General features: G+C 37.6%; 16 protein-coding genes. 12 read left to right on the plus strand and 4 right to left on the minus strand.

Translation table 11 applies throughout. The annotated features are described in order from the left end of the window. Positions 1–58 precede the first annotated feature (58 nt). The 6 genes from ACN1CD_RS07385 to ACN1CD_RS07410 all read left to right on the plus strand — a co-directional run bounded on the left by ACN1CD_RS07385 (position 59) and on the right by ACN1CD_RS07410 (position 7,007). Positions 59–1,000: a hypothetical protein gene (locus ACN1CD_RS07385; RefSeq protein WP_419129773.1), complete on the plus strand. Its 942-nt coding sequence runs from the start codon at positions 59–61 to the stop codon at positions 998–1,000. A gap of 56 nt (positions 1,001–1,056) precedes the next feature. After that, a complete protein-coding gene (locus ACN1CD_RS07390) occupies positions 1,057–2,625 on the plus strand; it encodes a serine hydrolase (RefSeq protein WP_419129774.1) in 1,569 nt (522 codons plus the stop codon). An 18-nt stretch (positions 2,626–2,643) separates the two neighbouring features. Then, positions 2,644–3,303: an SGNH/GDSL hydrolase family protein gene (locus tag ACN1CD_RS07395; protein WP_419129775.1), complete on the plus strand. Its 660-nt coding sequence runs from the start codon at positions 2,644–2,646 to the stop codon at positions 3,301–3,303. A 92-nt stretch (positions 3,304–3,395) separates the two neighbouring features. After that, a complete protein-coding gene (dnaG, locus tag ACN1CD_RS07400; protein WP_419129776.1) occupies positions 3,396–5,381 on the plus strand; it encodes a DNA primase in 1,986 nt (661 codons plus the stop codon). Between the two features lie 200 nt (positions 5,382–5,581). After that, complete coding sequence (locus ACN1CD_RS07405) at positions 5,582–5,944, plus strand: YraN family protein (protein WP_419129777.1); 363 nt, start codon at positions 5,582–5,584, stop codon at positions 5,942–5,944. Then, on the plus strand, positions 5,922–7,007 hold the full coding sequence (locus ACN1CD_RS07410) for a glutaminyl-peptide cyclotransferase (RefSeq protein WP_419129778.1): 1,086 nt from the start codon (positions 5,922–5,924) through the stop codon (positions 7,005–7,007). The genes ACN1CD_RS07405 and ACN1CD_RS07410 overlap by 23 nt, the downstream gene beginning before the upstream one ends. Positions 7,008–7,058: 51 nt before the next feature. Here ACN1CD_RS07410 and ACN1CD_RS07415 read toward each other — a convergent pair whose 3' ends face one another. Together ACN1CD_RS07415 and pgi are read right to left on the minus strand one after the other, a co-directional pair. Continuing rightward, on the minus strand, positions 7,059–7,592 hold the full coding sequence (locus ACN1CD_RS07415) for a DUF4251 domain-containing protein (protein WP_419129779.1): 534 nt from the start codon (positions 7,590–7,592) through the stop codon (positions 7,059–7,061). 164 nt (positions 7,593–7,756) lie between these two features. Further along, on the minus strand, positions 7,757–9,406 hold the full coding sequence (gene pgi / locus ACN1CD_RS07420; RefSeq protein ID WP_419129780.1) for a glucose-6-phosphate isomerase: 1,650 nt from the start codon (positions 9,404–9,406) through the stop codon (positions 7,757–7,759). 240 nt (positions 9,407–9,646) lie between these two features. Between pgi and ACN1CD_RS07425 the strand changes: the two genes are divergently transcribed. The 4 genes from ACN1CD_RS07425 to ACN1CD_RS07440 all read left to right on the plus strand — a co-directional run bounded on the left by ACN1CD_RS07425 (position 9,647) and on the right by ACN1CD_RS07440 (position 13,991). Beyond that, positions 9,647–10,951: an amidohydrolase gene (locus tag ACN1CD_RS07425; RefSeq protein WP_419129781.1), complete on the plus strand. Its 1,305-nt coding sequence runs from the start codon at positions 9,647–9,649 to the stop codon at positions 10,949–10,951. 107 nt (positions 10,952–11,058) lie between these two features. Further along, positions 11,059–12,133 (plus strand): peptide chain release factor 2 gene (gene prfB, locus ACN1CD_RS07430; RefSeq protein WP_419129782.1). Its coding sequence is split into 2 segments (ribosomal slippage): positions 11,059–11,118 and positions 11,120–12,133, totalling 1,074 coding nucleotides; the frame shifts between segments, so codons are not numbered across the junction. An 11-nt stretch (positions 12,134–12,144) separates the two neighbouring features. Beyond that, the gene (locus ACN1CD_RS07435) at positions 12,145–13,062 is read left to right on the plus strand and encodes an alpha/beta hydrolase (protein WP_419129783.1); all 918 of its coding nucleotides are present in this window, start codon (positions 12,145–12,147) and stop codon (positions 13,060–13,062) included. A gap of 98 nt (positions 13,063–13,160) precedes the next feature. Beyond that, positions 13,161–13,991, plus strand: coding sequence for a DUF4595 domain-containing protein (locus tag ACN1CD_RS07440; protein ID WP_419129784.1), 831 nt, complete (start codon positions 13,161–13,163; stop codon positions 13,989–13,991). A gap of 40 nt (positions 13,992–14,031) precedes the next feature. Here ACN1CD_RS07440 and ACN1CD_RS07445 read toward each other — a convergent pair whose 3' ends face one another. Further along, positions 14,032–15,132 (minus strand): glycoside hydrolase family 18 protein, encoded by a 1,101-nt coding sequence (locus ACN1CD_RS07445; protein WP_419129785.1) that lies wholly within the window; start codon positions 15,130–15,132, stop codon positions 14,032–14,034. 9 nt (positions 15,133–15,141) lie between these two features. After that, entirely contained in the window at positions 15,142–16,017 is an 876-nt protein-coding gene (locus ACN1CD_RS07450; protein WP_419129786.1) for a transglutaminase-like domain-containing protein, read from the minus strand. A gap of 42 nt (positions 16,018–16,059) precedes the next feature. Here ACN1CD_RS07450 and ACN1CD_RS07455 point away from each other — a divergent pair, with 42 nt between their 5' ends. Both ACN1CD_RS07455 and ACN1CD_RS07460 read left to right on the plus strand, forming a co-directional pair. Continuing rightward, positions 16,060–16,848, plus strand: coding sequence for an O-methyltransferase (locus tag ACN1CD_RS07455; protein ID WP_419129787.1), 789 nt, complete (start codon positions 16,060–16,062; stop codon positions 16,846–16,848). Continuing rightward, positions 16,845–17,516, plus strand: coding sequence for a DUF1345 domain-containing protein (locus ACN1CD_RS07460; RefSeq protein ID WP_419129788.1), 672 nt, complete (start codon positions 16,845–16,847; stop codon positions 17,514–17,516). Before ACN1CD_RS07455 ends, ACN1CD_RS07460 begins: the two co-directional genes overlap by 4 nt. Positions 17,517–17,925: the final 409 nt, after the last annotated feature.

A 17,925-nucleotide genomic window follows, 5' to 3' on the forward strand; every position in this document is an offset into this window, starting at 1 on the left:
GAAATCAAAGATTGATGCTTTCCCATCAAACATTATCCATTTTACATATCCATTATAGATGAAAAAAATATTATTGCTTTTAATCCTAACTGCTTTTTACTATAGTGGTTTTACACAGGAGATTCCTCGTTTCAATCCTGATACGATCAAAACCATCACCCTGGATTCTACGGTTAACATTAAAGCAGAGAAGCTGAATATAGAAACATTCATTAATAAAGTAATTAACGATACTTCATTCTATCAGTCGTTTAGAGATATGAAACGTTATAGTTTTATTGCCGAAAATAGAATCTACACTTATGATAAAAAGAACAAGGTTGATGGCAAAATTTATCGCAAAATAAAACACAACAATAGTGGCCCTTATAAAATGGAATACCTGGTTAAACAGGATACGGGCAAGATTTTTAAGAAGAACGGAAAATATCAGCTGTATACAGTAGAAATGTTTGATTACATTTTCATGAATGCTTATAATACCGATTTTGTGTCTAATGCGCCAACTGGCGATGGTAAGGGTGGAACAAATGAAAGTTATAAAGACAAGTTAAAAACGTTGATATTTAATCCGGGGCGCCCGGTGAAGGTTCCATTTATTGGCAGTAAAACCGAAATCTTTACCGCCAATATGCGGCAGTATTATGATTATGCTTTTACAAGTGGAACTTATCTCGATTCTATTCCAGTTTACCGCTTTAAAGTTTCGGTAAAGCCCGATTTAAGCAGCTGGACTAAAGATGGCGTAATGATCAAAGAGTTGGTTACCATATTTGATAAACGAAATTTCAATATCCTCGGCCGTTATGTAGATATGAAATACGGCAATATGTTGTTCGATTTTAATGTGCAGATGAATATCGAGATGGGCTATTTTGGGGAAGATAAATTGCCAACAAAAATTACCTACCAGGGCAACTGGGATTATCCATTTAAAAAAGAAGAGCGGGCCAGTTTCTTAATTGTACATAAAGATTATAAGCTCGAAAAGGGTAAGTAGATTATAGCTGGCACATCAAAGATTTATTATCTTTACGCAATTATTAACCCAGCAAAATGAAACAGCAATTCAGTACCATATTCAAAATTATTCCCGTTCTCTTTTTTTTTAGCCAGGCTAATTTACAAGCCCAGGTACTTTCTTCAAAACAGATAGACAGTGTGGTAGAGAAAACACTTACCACCTTCAATGTTCCGGGTATTGCAGTCTCGGTTATTAAAGATGGAAAGATTATTCATCTAAAAGGTTATGGGGTTCGCTCTATAAAAACCAATCAAAAAGTGGATGAAAATACGCTTTTTGGTGTAGCCTCGAATACCAAAGCCTTTACTGCGGCCGCTTTAGGGATGTTGGTTGATGAGAAAAAAATCACCTGGGATACGAAAGTGACTGATGTAATTCCAGAATTTAAAATGTACGATGCTTATGTAACCAGCGAATTCACCATTCGCGATCTGCTTACCCATCGCAGTGGTTTGGGGCTTGGATCTGGCGATTTAATGATCTGGCCGGATTCTTCAACCGTAGATAAAAAGCAGCTGATCCATAATCTTCGCTACCTAAAACCCGTTTCTTCTTTCCGAACTAAATTCGATTACGATAACTTAATGTATATCGTGGCTGGTGATGTGGTTGCCAGGGTTTCTGGAATCACTTATGAAAATTTCATTGAAAGTAGGATTATCAAACCTTTAGGAATGTCTAAAACTGCTGCTTCATGGTATCGGTTGAAAGATAAATCGAACGTTATTGATGGCCATGCACCTTACGAGGGTAAGTTGTTGCCTGTGGGATTAAGCTTTGGCGAAATCGCAAATGCAGCAGGCGGTATTTATTCGAGTGTAACGGATATGAGTAAATGGGTGCAGGCGATGATAAACGGAGGTAAATATGGCGATAAGCTTGATCAGAAATTGTTCAGCCCGGCTGTAGCTAGAGAACTCTGGACACCGCAAACCATTATTGCTGGTGGCAATCCGGCTAGTTTTAACAGTTATGGACTGGGTTGGTTTTTAAGCAATGTAAACGGTAATTTCCAGGCTACGCACACGGGTGGTTTATCAGGAATTGTTACGCAGATAACCATTTTGCCAGAAATGAAATTGGGCATTATCGTGCTAACCAATCAACAATCGGGTGCAGCATTTAGTGCTATAACCAATTCTATAAAAGATGGCTACTTAGGTATTAAAGACCAAAATAGAATCAAAGCCAATAATGATAAGAGGTTGGCCGATGAAAAAGAGGCCAATGAAATGGTGACTAAGGTTTGGACGGATATTGCTGCTCAACAAAAAACCAATTCATCCAGCCCCGATGTTAAAAACTATTACGGAACTTACCATGATACATGGTTTGGTGATGTTACCATAAGCGAAGTAAATGGTAAAATGCATTTTCAAGCTAAAAATGCGCCTAAACTGCGTGGCGATATGACATATTACAAAGGAAATACGTTTATTGTTAAATGGTATGATAGAAGTTTGGATGCCGATGCATTTGTGAATTTTAGTCTGAATAATAATGCCATTGCTGATGGATTTAAAATTGAAGCCATTTTGCCTTTGACAGATTTTAGCTTCGATTTTCAGGATTTAGATTTTAAGAAAAATACATCAAAATAACTAACCAAAATAAACAAGATGAAAACCCTGCTCAGAACTACAATTCTAATTGGCTTTAGCCTGATTATATTAACATCAATGACGCTTAAACCAAAACGAATTATCTTTTTTGGAGATTCGATTACACAAATGGGGGTATCTAAAAATGGGTATGTGAACCTGATTAAAAAATCGCTTGATTCTACTAAATATGAAGTACTTGGCGCTGGTGTTGGTGGAAATAAAATCTATGATTTATACCTGCGTTTAGAAGATGACGTTTTAAATAAAAAACCCGATTTAGTGGTGATCTATGTTGGTATCAATGATGTTTGGCATAAGCAAACTTCGCATACCGGAACAGATTACGATAAGTATTTCAAGTTTTATCAGGCTTTGATTAATAAAATTCAGGGCGCAGGAAGTAAAGTTGTGCTTTGTACACCTTCTGTAATTGGCGAGAAAAAAGACGGCACCAATGAAATGGATGCCGATCTAAACAAATATGCTGCAGGAATAAGGGAATTGGCAAGCAAGAATAATCTTCCGCTGTGCGATTTAAGAAAAGTTTTCGTTGATTATGAAGCGAAAAATAATCTGGAAGATAAGGAGAAAGGAATTTTGACTAATGATCGGGTTCACTTAAACGATGTGGGTAATAAGTTGGTGGCAGATCAGTTATTGCCTTTAGTAAAATAAAGTTAAAAGTTGTAAGTTATAGGTCTGGGCGATAAAAACTTATGATATTTAACATCCTGCTTGTCTTGTGATACTAAATACTTTATACTAAATTGATCAACCGCGAAACGATAGATAAGATAATGGATACTGCCCGGATAGAGGAGGTAGTAGGGGATTTTGTGCACTTAAAAAAACGCGGAACCAGTTTAATTGGGAATTGCCCTTTTCATGGCGAGAAGACTCCATCGTTTCACGTATCGGTTACTAAAGGTATTTACAAGTGCTTCGGGTGCGGAAAAGGTGGCGATTCGGTACGCTTTATTATGGATCATGAGAAATACTCATACCCTGAAGCGCTTAAATTTTTAGCCAATAAATATAACATAGAAGTAGAAGAGGCAGAACTCTCACCAGAAGCTGCAGAGGCACAAAGTGCAAAGGAAAGCCTTTATATTGTGTCTCAATATGCCGCGGCCTTTTTCGTGAAACAACTCTGGGAAACTGACGAAGGCAAAGGAATAGGCTTAAGTTATTTTAAAGAACGTGGCTTTAGAGAAGACATCCTCAAAAAATTTGAAGTAGGTTATTCGCCTGATATCTGGGATGCACTCACGCAAAATGCCACCAATGCCGGGCATAAGCTTGAATTTTTAGAATCAACCGGTTTATCAATTAAAAATGATAACGGAAAAATCTACGATCGTTTCCGCGGCCGTGTAATGTTTCCTATTCATAATTTTACAGGTAGAATTATTGGTTTCGGTGGAAGAACGTTAAAAACAGATAAAAACGTTCCCAAATACGTAAACTCGCCCGAAAGTGAAATTTACCATAAATCGAATGTACTGTATGGCTTGTTTCATGCTAAGAAAGCCATACGTGATTTAGATAACTGTTACCTGGCCGAAGGTTACGCAGATGTTTTATCGGTACATCAAGCCGGAATAGAAAATGTGGTAGCCTCTTCGGGCACCTCATTAACGGTTGAGCAGATTAAGTTAATTGGTCGTTTTACGCAAAACATCACCATATTGTTTGATGGAGATGCTGCCGGGATAAAAGCTTCGTTACGTGGTTTAGATATGATTCTGGAAGAAGGACTCAACGTTAAAATTGTTTCTTTCCCTGATGGACATGACCCAGATTCTTATATGCATCACGTGGGCGCCGGAGCCTTCAAAACTTATCTCGAGAATAACCGTAAAGATTTTATCCTCTATAAGGCCAATGTTTTGCTAAAAGATGCAGGCGATGATCCCATTAAAAGGGCTGGCATTATCCGCGATATTGTAGAAAGTATTGCCAAAATCCCCGATCAGATTAAGGCATCTGTTTTTATCCGTGAAAGCAGCAACTTACTCGAAATAGAGGAAAGTGTGTTACTTGCAGAATTGAATAAGATCCGCTCAGGCAAGGTTAAAAAGAATTTTGAAAGTAACCAACGTGCAAATGCGCAAAGCAATCAGCAGAACACCCATTCTGGGGGGGCGCCGGAGCCACTTGGTCCGCCAGATAATTTGTGGGATGATGATGCAGGCCCATCTGGATACGGAGAACCAAAAGTTGATACCGATGAAATTCAGGAAAGAGAGATTGTTAGGTTACTACTTGCTTACGGACACGAATTTGTAAACTGGGATAGTATTGATGATATGTATATCGGCTCTTTCGTAATGCAAAACCTGGCTGATGTTGAATTTGAAAACCAGCTTTGCAAAAGTATCATCGAATACTATAAATCGGAAATTGATAACGGCAGATTACCTACTGCAAATCATTTTATCAAGCATGAAGATCGCGATATTGCCGATTTGGCCATTACCCTATCTACATCTGAATATGCATTGAGTGAAAATTGGTTGAACAAACACTTAATTTACGTTAAAGATGAATCCATGAATCTTAAAGCCACTATTCTTGGCGGGATCTTTCATTTAAAGAAGCGGAAAGTTGATCGCATTTTATCTAACTTATTAAAAGAAATTAAAGATGAAAAAGATGCTGATAACCAGATCATCCTGATGCAAAGATATAGTGTAATCAAAGGCGTGGAAAGAGAAATTAATAAGTTTTTAGGTTCTGTTATTGTGAAGTAAGGATTGAAGGTTTGAATGACTGAATGAGAGAATGCCTGAATGGGAGAATGATCGAAAGATAGAATGGGGATACACATAACATTTAATATTTATCATTTTTATAATACATTTGAAATAAACATTAGCTCATTCAACATTTATACATTCAATAACTCTATCATTCAACATTCATTCATTAAATAACTCAATAATTATCTCTTATGGCGCTTCACAACGATTTAGGGAAACAAGGAGAAGTTATTGCAAAGGAATACCTGGAGGCTCATGGTTATGAAATTTTGGATGAAAACTGGACGCATGGAAAGGCTGAACTGGATTTAATTGCTTACAAAAACAGCATAATGGTTTTTGTGGAAGTGAAAGCCAGAACTTCAATCGCTTTTGGTGAGCCTGAAGATTTTGTAGACCAAGCCAAACAAAAGCAGATGGAATTGGCCTCTGCAGAATATATTGAAATCATGAATCATCAAAATGATATTCGTTTTGATATAATTGCGATTACCTTTACAAAAAATAATTATACATTAAACCACATTGAAGATGCTTTTTGGCCTGAAGACTAAACAAATCAGAACCCTCTTATTTCTAGGAATTACAGTTGCCTTTTTAAGTTCGTGTAAAGACGATGCATCGAAAACTTATCGATCTTTTGTTTCGCCGATGATGGGGCTTAACGTGGCTTCAGGGAGTGAATTTGAAGTTAAGGTACTCTTCGGAAAGGAAAGTAAAGTGGATTCGGTAATTTACCTGATCGATAGTGCTAAAATGGTTTCGAAGGTAGATACCTCAGCAATTAAAATGAAGACTGAAGGTCTGAAATTAGGTAACCACATCATCACCGCAAAAATATTTGGCGATGGAAAATCTGAAGATTTAACATCTAACGTAAACATTTTGGCAGCCCAGGCTCCAATTGAGTATACTTATAAGGTAATTAAAACCTTGCCGCATGATACTTCCTCGTATGTAGAAGGATTAGAGTATCACGATGGTTATTTCTATGAAAGCGCTGGTGATTATGGTCATTCGAGCTTGCGGAAGGTAGAACCAGCATCTGGTAAGGTAGTGTTAAAAGCCGATTTGGATAAGCAATATTTTGGAGAAGGCATGACAGTAGTGGGCGATAAAATTGTTCAGTTAACTTACCGCGAAAAAACAGGCTTTGTATATGATAAAAACACCTTCAAAAAATTATCAGAATTCACCTATAATGATGGTACACAGGAGGGATGGGGACTAAATTTTGATGGAGAAAAAATCTTGAAAACCGATGGTTCGAGCTCCATATTCTTTTTAGATAAGAACACTTATAAAACAACAGGTGAGATCGAAATTTTTGATAACAAAGGAGCTATACAGCAATTAAATGAATTGGAATTTATTGATGGTAAAATTTATGCCAATGTTTATACCACTAACAATATTTTAATCATCAATCCGGAAACGGGTGCTGTTGAAGGTAAAATCAATTTAACGGGTTTGCTTCCTGCAGATTATTTTAAAACAGATGATGAAAAGGCAAATAATGTGCTGAATGGAATCGCTTACGACAAAGCCACCAAAAGATTGTTTGTTACTGGCAAGAAATGGCCACACATCTTTGAAATCAAAATCTCGAAGAAATAAAATATTCAGATCAATAAACAAGAAAGCCAGATTTAAATCTGGCTTTCTTGTTTATTGATCTTTTTTCTTTGATTCGCTTAAATAGCCATTAAAGGTAATGGGTTGTTTATTGTAACCACTGGCAACAAGGCTTGCATAGCCATTTTCGGTTACGCTTAGGGTGAGTCTGAAATTTTCCCGCTTAACGTCTTTAGTATTAATCTGGATGGTGTACGCACCCTTTTTGTTCTTGGATTCCTTATAGCTGAAATCCTTTGAAGTAAATTTTATGCCGCCTTCATTTGGATTCATCGGTGCACTAAATGAACGGCCGTAATATGGTAAATAAGCAACCACACTATCTTTTGTAACCCTAAAATCGTACTGGCTGCCCGTTAAGTTGATTACTCCTCCACCTTGAGATCCAGGCATTCTTGATAATATTTGCGAAATGTCCATGTTAGACATGGGGATCGCAGAATTGGCAACAAACGTGTAATCCTTTTCGTCTATTATTTTTATGGTTGTTTCTTTATTTGTCTGGGCAAAAAGTTGCGTGGTAAGGGCAACCAAAGCCATACTCAAAATCAGTTTTAAATGTTTCATGATGTTGTGTTTTAATATTATAACAATTTAAAGATGTATGGGTTTCGTAGATTCCATAACAGGTACTGGGATTTTGACATAAAGTTACACAATAAAAAAAGCCATCACATTTTTTCAATGCGATGGCTTTAAGGACAATAATCATCCTATGTGATAAGAAATTTTTATGATCTCCAGGCCTTGTATTGATTAATTAAGCCGTTTGTTGAACTGTCGTGGCTTTCTACTTTTTCATTTCCATCTAATTCCGGAAGGATTTTCTTGGCAAGTTGTTTACCTAACTCAACGCCCCATTGATCAAAGCTGAAAATATTCCAGATTACACCCTGAACGAAGATTTTATGCTCGTAAATGGCCACTAAACTACCTAAAGTGTATGGTGTTCCTTTTTTCAAGAGGATAGAGTTGGTCGGGCGATTGCCTTCAAATACTTTGAAAGGCGCAATTTTTGAAATTTCCTCTTCAGATTTACCATCTTTCTTCAATTCAGCAACCACTTCTTCTTCAGTTTTACCATTCATTAAAGCTTCAGTTTGTGCGAAGAAGTTCGAAAGTAAAATCGGGTGATGATCGCCAAGTGGATTCAAACTTTGCGCAGGCGCGATGAAATCAGCTGGGATAATTCTTGTACCCTGATGAATCAATTGGTAAAAAGCATGTTGACCGTTGGTTCCCGGCTCCCCCCAGATAATTGGTCCGGTTTCGTAATCAACTTCATTGCCATTTCTATCCACATGTTTACCATTACTTTCCATATCGCCCTGTTGGAAATAAGCCGCAAAGCGATGCATGTACTGATCATAAGGTAAAATTACCTGCGTTTCGGCATTATAGAAATTGATATACCACACGCCAAGTAAAGCTAAAATTACCGGAACATTGTTTTCAAATTCAGCAGTTTTGAAGTGGTTATCTGCTGCATGTGCACCTGCAAGTAGTTCTTTAAAGTTGTCAAAACCAATGCTTAACGAAATGGATAAACCAATTGCACTCCATAAAGAATAACGACCACCAACCCAATCCCAGAATTCAAACATATTTTCTGTATCGATACCGAAGGCAGATACATCTTTTGCATTGGTAGATAATGCAGCAAAATGTTTCGCAATATCATTTTCTTTACCACCTTTTTCTAAGAACCATGAACGTGCAGAATGTGCATTAGTCATGGTTTCTTGTGTGGTAAAAGTTTTCGAAGCCACCAAAAATAAGGTTGTTTCAGCATCTAAACCAACTAAAGTTTCTGCAATATGTGTACCATCAATATTAGATACAAAATGAATATTTAAATGGTTTTTATAGTGTTTTAAAGCTTCAGTAACCATCACCGGACCCAAATCAGATCCACCAATACCAATATTAACCACATCGGTAATGGCTTTGCCCGTATAGCCTTTCCATTCGCCACTAATAATGCTGTTGCTGAATTTTTCCATTTTAGCAAGCACCGCATTTACATCTGGCATTACATCTTTACCATCTACTAAAATTGGCGTGTTGCTTAAATTACGTAGGGCGATATGAAGTACGGAGCGATCTTCGGTTTCATTAATTTTATCGCCAGCATACATGGATTTTATAGCCTCATCTAATTTGCACTCGCGGGCGAGCTGAATCAGTAAAGCCAGGGTTTCATCGCTGATGCGGTTTTTGCTATAATCTAATAGGATATCTTCAAAAAAAACAGAAAACTTATTGAAACGATCTGCATCTTCAGTGAAGAGGTCTTTAATACTTTTCTGGTTAATATCAATAAAATGATCGGCCAAATATTTGTAAGCCGCTGTTTCTGTGAAATTTATTTTCGGTAACATAATCTTTGTTTTTTTGTAAAAGTAATAAAGCAAAAATTTAAAACGGTCTTTTTAATGTTCAAAAATGATGCTTTTTATATTATTTTTAAGATTGCTTTCTGCGTAATGTTAACAGTAATGCTCAATCAATATCCTACTTGTTTTTAAGGAACATAACTATACACACCTTAACAAATTTGCATTTATCGAGCAAAAATTCATAGCTTAGATCATCATTAACCTAAACTTCAATTCCTTTTCATGAAATACATTTACCTCACCGGATTATTCTTCCTTTCCTTAAGTTCATTCGCTCAAAAATCACCCTTAAGAGCAGAAGTTTCTAAAAAAGCAGATGCGATCGAACAAAAAGTCATCACCTGGCGCAGAGATTTTCATGAACATCCCGAATTAGGTAATACCGAAGTAAGAACTGCTGGCATTATTGCGAAACACTTAACCGCTTTAGGTTTTGTTGTAACCACAGGCGTTGCAAAAACAGGAGTGATAGGAATCTTAAAAGGCGGTAAACCTGGTCCGGTGGTGGCACTGCGTGCCGATATGGATGGCTTGCCAGTAACTGAACGTGTAGATGTTCCATTTGCTTCAAAAGTTAAAACACAATATAACGGACAGGAAGTTGGCGTGATGCATGCTTGTGGTCATGATAGTCATGTAGCCATACTCATGGGGGTTGCAGAAGTATTAAGTTCAATGAAAAAAGACATTTCCGGAACAGTAAAGTTTATTTTTCAACCTGCGGAAGAAGGTGTTCCTGCTGGTGATGAGGGTGGGGCAGCATTAATGATTAAGGAAGGCGTTTTAGAAAACCCAAAAGTTGATGTTATTTTCGGCTTGCACATCAACTCTCAAACTGAAGTTGGAAATGTAACTTATCGTCCGGGTGGAACAATGGCCGCTGTAAACGATATGAAGATTACGGTTAAAGGTCGGCAGGCACACGGTGCCTATCCTTGGAGCAGCATAGATCCGATTGTGGTTTCCGCACAGATTATTAACAATCTTCAAACCATTGTAAGCAGAAACCTGAATGTTACTGAAAATCCTGGCGTGGTAACTATTGGCGCCATTAATGGCGGGGTTCGTTCTAATATTATTCCAGAAAAGGTAGAGATGTTAGGCACTGTTCGTAATTTTAGTAAGGAAGACGAAGCCATGTTTATCGATCGAATTAAAACTATTGCTACTAAAACAGCTGAGGCAAATGGTGCAACGGCTGAAGTAAAAATTCCGTTTAGTAACCATTACCCGGTTACCTTTAACAATATTGCATTAACGGAGAAAATGTTACCCAGCATGCAGGCTACAGCTGGTGCGGATCATGTATTGTTACGTCCGCCGGTTACAGGCGCAGAAGATTTTTCGTTTTTCCAGGAGAAAGTTCCAGGTTTATTTGTGTTTTTGGGTGGGATGCCAAAGGGTAAAGACCCTTTAAAAGCACCATCGCACCATACACCAGATTTTTACCTGGATGAAAGTGGTTTCGTATTGGGTGTTAAATTGCTTTCTAACTTAACCCTTGATTATATGGGGATGAAAAAATAGAAAAAAAATCATTTTCAATGTTTTGCCAAATGCTTAACCGTAAATCTTCACCTTAAAACGGAGTCGGCAATGCGCTATGCTCAATTCGATTTTATATATTTGCCGCTATGACAAAAGAAAACTTGCAGGATTTAAGGGACAGAGTAACGTCCCTGAGGAGGCATCTTTGACGTTGATGAGCTCCTTTACGCCATTCGCGAAGAAGAAAAATTAACAATGGCGCCCGATTTCTGGGATGATCCAAAAAAAGCAGAAAAAATTCTTGCTGAAATCGGTTCCAAGAAAAAGTGGACGGATGGTTTCAATGATACCCATAATTCGGTGGAAGATGCTGCGGTAATGCTGGAGTTTTTCCAGGCTGGTGACGCTTTAGAAGCAGAAATGAAAGAACAGTTCGAAGCCAGCACTCAGGCGGTAGAAGAACTGGAACTGAAAAATATGCTTCGTAATAAGGAAGATCAGCTTTCTGCCGTCATGCAAATTACGGCTGGTGCTGGTGGTACGGAAAGTTGCGACTGGGCTTATATGCTGATGCGGATGTACATTATGTGGGGCGAGAAAAATGGATATAAAATTACGGAACAGGATAGTCAGGAAGGGGAGATTGCCGGAATTAAATCGGTAACGCTTCAATTTGATGGTGATTTTTCTTATGGATATTTAAAGGGTGAAAATGGCGTGCATCGTTTGGTGAGGATATCTCCATTCGATTCAAATGCCCGCAGGCACACCTCCTTTGCTTCGGTATATGTTTATCCTTTGGTGGATGATACGATTCAGATTGATATTAATCCGGCTGATATTGAATTTGAAACCTTCAGGGCAGGTGGTGCTGGTGGACAAAATGTAAACAAGGTGGAAACTGCTGTTCGTTTATACCACAAACCATCAGGTATTATCATCAAAAATCAGGAATCTAGATCGCAATTGCAGAATAAGGAAAATGCCATTCGATTATTAAAATCGCAATTGTATGAGATTGAAGAGCGCAAGCGCAATGATGCTATTGCAGCAGTTGAAGGTTCGAAGAAAAAAATAGAGTGGGGATCGCAAATCAGAAGTTATGTGCTGGATGACCGAAGGGTGAAGGATCACCGGACAAACTACCAGACTTCAAATCCTGATGCAGTTTTAAATGGCGATATCAACGACTTTTTAAAAGCGTATTTAATGGAATTTTAAAATTATTAAAAATGGCTAAAATATCATTTTTTATCACATTATTGCTTATGGTTGCAAGTCTATCAAAAGCCCAGGAAGTTATTCCCATCTATAACGGAAGTATTCCGGGAGCAAAACCTACTCCATCAACCTATGTAGAAAATACAGAAGTTAGGGCGAATGGAACACTAAGTATCACTAAGGTATCTATACCCACTTTAACTGTATTTGAAGCTCCGAAAGATATTGCAACAGGTGCTGCGGTGATTATCTGTCCGGGTGGTGGTTATGGCGCTTTGGCCTTTAGTCATGAAGGGATAGACGTTGCCAAGCGCTTCAATGCAATTGGCGTTACGGCCTTTGTATTTAAGTATCGTTTACCGAGCGATCAGATCATGATTGATAAAACTTATGGTCCATTACAAGATGCGCAACAGGCGATTTACCTGGTGAGAAAAAATGCTAAAAAATATGGCATCAAAAAGAATAAAATCGGTATCATGGGGTTCTCAGCTGGCGGGCATTTTGCCTCAACCCTGATTACACATTATGGTGATTTAAAAATTTCCAATCCTGAAAAGATAGATCTTCGGCCAAATTTTGGCGTATTGGTTTATCCGGTAATTAGCTTCGAAGAATCTGTCCATGCAGGTACAATGAAAAACTTACTTGGTGATCATCCTACGGATAGCTTAAAACATTATTTCTCGGCCAATAAAAACGTAAATAAAAAGTCGCCACCAGTCTACTTCATACATGCGAAAGATGACAATGCGGTTCCTTATGCCAATAGCATTTTAATGAGTGATGCTTTGAAGGCAAATGGTGTTTCTTCCGAAGTTTATCTTTATGAAAAAGGTGGTCATGGTTTTGGCTTAATCAATAAAACTTCAGATGTGGATTGGTTTAACCTGATGGCAAATTGGCTGAAAACACAAAAAATGAATTAACAGGCTTTACTAGGATTACACTGGTTACCAAAAGATTACCAGTTGCACAAATTTTTAATATATTTGCGGCTAGTAGTTTACGCTCTAATTCTGTAAAGATGAATAACCAAATTAAATGCTTCATGGTAGCTTTCGTTGCCATTATTTCAATTGCAAGTTGTAAAAAAGAAATAGATTATAGCGATCCAAATGGTAGCAGTTGTCAGTTAACCAGATGGAAGGCAATCAGTGGGACAGGAGAATTCACCCTTAATCTGGAATATGATGCTATTGGCCGGGTAATTAAAGAATCTAATTCAGAGGGGGGCACCTATACCCGGGTATTTAACACCAATAAAATCACAGCAACTGATGAGGATGGTCTTGTGGATGAATTTGTTTTATCTAACGGAAGGGCCATATCCAGTGGAAGCGGTGGTTCTATAATAGCTGGTGTGGCAACATTTGAGAATACCAAAAGGTACAGTTATAATGCAGACGGCTATTTAACAGAAGTTAAAAGTTATGAAAATGACATATTAACTGCCACCACCGTATTAACTTATGCAGATGGTAATTTAATTAGGGCCGTGGTTACTGATGGATTAACCGGACAGATCACCAGCACTACAACATTTAGCTACAGAAGCGATAAGGCCGTTAACGTTTCCTGGCCCTCAAATCCGCTAACAAATATTGTTGACTATCAAACCGGTAATTACTTTGGTAAACCATCAAAAAATGCTTTAGCTTCAATTTCAGACACAGCAACTGGTCCAAATGGAGATGTTGAAATAATAAGTGGTTCAGCATACGCATACCAGTTCGATGCTAAGGGAAATGCAACGGCAATAAATATAACTGAAACCAGTACAATTTACATCGGTGGCATAGCCGGACTTACCAATACCTCAATTGATGAATATACATTTACCTATAACTGTAAATAGGAGGACATACTAAAGCTGCAACTTAGCGTTGCTGCTTCATTTATTTTTTCAGTTCTACATCTATAATATCAAGCAAACCGTTTTTGTAAGGATCATCGTTCAATTCCCAGAACATAATCCCGTTTAGTTTTTGATCGATAACATATTTGGTTTTTAGTGCTATAGATTTTTCATCATCAAAGGTAACCAAACGTTTGGTGGCAGCATTGTAATAATATGGCGCCTTTGCTTCGTCATCCCAATAATATTGATAACCACTTTCTTTGCTAAAGAACGTTTTGTAATCTCTGGAAGAAACGCCATCCACAAATTTAGTAGGCTGATACAAGCCATGATTAGCATCTGTTGTATTCTCAAATATTCTCCCATAGAATGCGGCACCCAAAGCAATTTTATTAGCAGGAACGCCATATTTAATCATTTCTTTAATGGCATAATCTGCAGACGATTGTTGTTTTGTAGTAGAATAAAGCGGTGTATGGTGACCACTGGTTTTTGCGTAACCACCTACCAGATCGTAGCTCATCAAATTTACCCGATTAACCAAGGGCATCACTTTTTTCCATTCAAAACAAGAATCCAGACAGTTTTTAGTTCCACCAGCAGCGAAGCTGATTTCTGCTTTTTTACCCAATTCATCTCTTAAGGCTTTTATTAGCAAAGTGAAATTTTGTTTGTCAGCCTCCATATATTTGTGGCCTGGGTAACCTTCAACTGCCGGATATTCCCAGTCTATATCAATTCCATCTGCTTTAAAATAATCTAAAAGAGATTTGGTTGTCTTCGCAAACATTTTTCTTCCATTAGCCCTGCTAAAAACTTCAGAGCAATCCGGGCAAGCGCTCCAGCCACCCATTGCTATCATTACTTTTAAATCAGGGTTTCGTTTTTTTAAGCCAACCATTCTGGTAATCAATGCAGAATCTTTAGCAGAACTGATATGAAGACTATCGCCCTTTAAATGACCGAAACTATAAATGAGGTGACTGATTTTTTCTATTGGAAAACTGTCGATCACCGTTCCGTTGCCTGTATAGTAGGCAATCACATTTGGTTTAGTTGTTTTTTGTGCCGAAAGATTTGTACTGAAGAAAATAAACAGGATGGTAAGCGAAAGGAGAAATAAGGATTTAGTTTGCATCTTAAAATGTTAGTTGGTTTTTGGCTCTTCTTTAATAATATCTTGTAATTCGTTTAGTTCTTTAACTTTTTCTGTCGCACTGGCGTTTTCATAAGCAGAAATTAAATTTCTGATCACCCTGCGGATAATATCTGTATTGCTGCAAGGTTTATAATATTCCGGAAGTGGTTCTAAATTCAACTGACGCAAAAACTGATCTACATCGTGTTTGCCAAAGATATTTCCACGGTTAAAGGCATTGATATAAAATAAAACGCTATAATCCGTTCCTTCCTGCTTGCTATCATCAATATATCCTAAAATAAAATGCTGGGGTAAATTGATTCCATAAACGGGTAAATCTAATTTTTGAGCGAGGGTAGAATAGATAATTGCCAATGAGATCTGATTTCCTTTTTTACTTTCTAAAACCTGGTTTAAGTAAGAGTTTTGGGGATCATGGTGGTTTTTTGTGTTTCCACCGAAGCCATATTGTTGATATAAAACGTGGTTAATGAGTTTAACTTTCTCTACTGAACTCATTTCATATTGTAAACCCAGCCAGATATCCCGTTTAATTTCTTCGATATGGTTGATTATTTTTTGTTCATCAAGATCAGGATATTGGTAGCGGTTGATGATCATCGCCCCCTGGAGCAAATCAAATGCACCACTTAAATACCATAAGTTCAGGTCTTCTTTAACAGTATTAAACTGAATCTGGTGTACAATATTTTCAATGCGTTCTTGCAAAAGCCCATCGAAAGATTGCTCCCAGGCATTTTCCAGGTAATGAATAACGTCGCCACCATATTCGAGCAATTTTTTCTCTACATGATGATAGACCTCTTCATCTGGATCATCCAGCAATTTAACTAAAGCACTTATCTCTGTGATATTTTCCATAAAACATATAACCCGTATGCGGCGATTAATTACTTTTGCAATATGCTATTTCAATTCATTACCGATTACCTAAAACATCGATTAACAGCTAAAACCAGGCATGGCACACACTCGCCATTTGTATATAAGCTTGCCGATGAGGTAATTTACGATTTTACTGATAAATCTGAATACAAAAATATAGAACTGCAAAGAAAAAAACTTTTTTCTGACGAATCCACTATTACGGTTACCGATTTGGGTGCAGGATCTCACCTTAATAAAAATAGAACAAAAAAGGTTAATCAAATCGCTAAAAATGCGTTAAAAAGCCCACGTTTAGCGAAATTGATTTATCGTTTAGCTAAAGATACCCATCCTAAAACTGCAATTGAACTGGGTACCTGTTTGGGGATCACCACTTCTTATTTATCCAAAGCTTGTCCGGATGCCGAAATTATTACCATAGAAGGTTGTCCGCAAACCGCAGCAGTGGCAAAGCAAAACTTTAACGATCTGGATTTAAATAATATCGAACTTCATGTGGGCAATTTCGATGGCATTTTGCCGGATATTATTGCCAGGCAACCTAGTCTTGATTTCGTTTATATTGATGGCAACCATAGAAAGGATGCTACCCTGAATTATTTTAAATGGTGTTTGCCTAAAATAACGGAAGATTCTTTGCTGATTTTTGATGATATTTATTGGAGTCAAGGAATGAAAGAGGCATGGGAAGAAATAAAAAATCATCCAGATGTTACCGTAACAGTAGATTTATTCTGGATTGGTTTGGTTTACTTTAAGAAAGGCCAGGCAAAAGAACATTTTAAATTGAAATTTAAGCAGTGAAAATCGAACCAGAATTAAAAGGCATTCAAAAGTTGTCGGCATTATACATCTTGCTGATTAGTTTTGTTATTGGTTTAGCGGGCTATTTTGGTGCTATGCTTTGCAAAATTGGAACGCTGGCTCACATTATGTTTGGGTGGGATATCTTTTGCCTGGTTTTAATCAGCCTGCATTGGTATATGTTTTTTAATACTTCTACAGAAGAGACCCGTTTAAAGGCCGTGAAGCAAGACGAAACCCGGGGCGAGATTTTTGCAATTGTTTTGGTTTCTACTTTTGCAGGCTTACTTGCGGTGGTTTTATTGTTGATTAATCATGATATTAAACCGCTTGATCTGGTTATCGCCATTTCAGGGATGTTTTTGTCGTGGTTTCTCGTTCACACTACTTTCAGTATGCGTTATGCGCATCTTTTTTATGAAGATAGCAATGAACCATCCGCATCTAACAAAGGATCTGGACTTGAATTTCCTGGTGATGATGCTCCCGATTTTATTGATTTTGCTTATTTTTCTTTTGTACTTGGCATGACCTTTCAGGTTTCTGATGTGGAAATCTCTTCCCGCAAAATCAGGAGGCTTTCTCTGCTTCATAGTTTAATCGCTTTTATTTTTAATACCGTAATTGTAGCATTAACCATTAATGCCTTGGCAGGATTGGGGAAGTAAATTAATTGATGTGTATATGCGAAGGTTTATGGCGTACCAATGAAAATGATAGCATTGATGCTACAATAAAAAGTATTTTACTCATCATATTTAAAACGATTTTATCTTGTCCTAGCCGGACGGGCTCTCTTCTTTGGGCAACCAAAAGACCAGCGAAGCTAGCTTGAACACAAAATAACCAATAAACGCAAGTGAAAAACCAAAGTTGCCGGCTCACAATTATTTCATATAGTCTTTATATTTTTAATTGCATTCATGAGGGCTGCGCCGTTTTTCTATCCAAGTCAGTAGGTAGGCTTGGACATTGCCATCCCGAAAAATTGACCATGCCGGTCTAAGAGTAGAACGAAAGACAGTGGTTTGGCCATACTAGATTGTTATATCAATCGCTTACTACCTGATACTAACT

The sequence above is a fragment of the Pedobacter sp. N23S346 genome (genome assembly GCF_048515415.1).
Classification (GTDB): Bacteria; Bacteroidota; Bacteroidia; order Sphingobacteriales; family Sphingobacteriaceae; genus Pedobacter.

Excerpts from the sequence above, each read along its gene's own strand:
- ACN1CD_RS07385 (WP_419129773.1), top strand. The coding sequence starts at position 59 with ATGAAAAAAATATTATTGCTTTTAATCCTAACTGCTTTTTACTATAGT.
- ACN1CD_RS07390 (WP_419129774.1), top strand. The coding sequence starts at position 1,057 with ATGAAACAGCAATTCAGTACCATATTCAAAATTATTCCCGTTCTCTTT.
- ACN1CD_RS07395 (WP_419129775.1), top strand. The coding sequence starts at position 2,644 with ATGAAAACCCTGCTCAGAACTACAATTCTAATTGGCTTTAGCCTGATT.
- ACN1CD_RS07405 (WP_419129777.1), top strand. The coding sequence starts at position 5,582 with ATGGCGCTTCACAACGATTTAGGGAAACAAGGAGAAGTTATTGCAAAG.
- ACN1CD_RS07410 (WP_419129778.1), top strand. The coding sequence starts at position 5,922 with ATGCTTTTTGGCCTGAAGACTAAACAAATCAGAACCCTCTTATTTCTA.
- ACN1CD_RS07415 (WP_419129779.1), bottom strand. The coding sequence starts at position 7,592 with ATGAAACATTTAAAACTGATTTTGAGTATGGCTTTGGTTGCCCTTACC.
- pgi (WP_419129780.1), bottom strand. The coding sequence starts at position 9,406 with ATGTTACCGAAAATAAATTTCACAGAAACAGCGGCTTACAAATATTTG.
- ACN1CD_RS07425 (WP_419129781.1), top strand. The coding sequence starts at position 9,647 with ATGAAATACATTTACCTCACCGGATTATTCTTCCTTTCCTTAAGTTCA.
- ACN1CD_RS07435 (WP_419129783.1), top strand. The coding sequence starts at position 12,145 with ATGGCTAAAATATCATTTTTTATCACATTATTGCTTATGGTTGCAAGT.
- ACN1CD_RS07440 (WP_419129784.1), top strand. The coding sequence starts at position 13,161 with ATGAATAACCAAATTAAATGCTTCATGGTAGCTTTCGTTGCCATTATT.
- ACN1CD_RS07445 (WP_419129785.1), bottom strand. The coding sequence starts at position 15,132 with ATGCAAACTAAATCCTTATTTCTCCTTTCGCTTACCATCCTGTTTATT.
- ACN1CD_RS07450 (WP_419129786.1), bottom strand. The coding sequence starts at position 16,017 with ATGGAAAATATCACAGAGATAAGTGCTTTAGTTAAATTGCTGGATGAT.
- ACN1CD_RS07455 (WP_419129787.1), top strand. The coding sequence starts at position 16,060 with ATGCTATTTCAATTCATTACCGATTACCTAAAACATCGATTAACAGCT.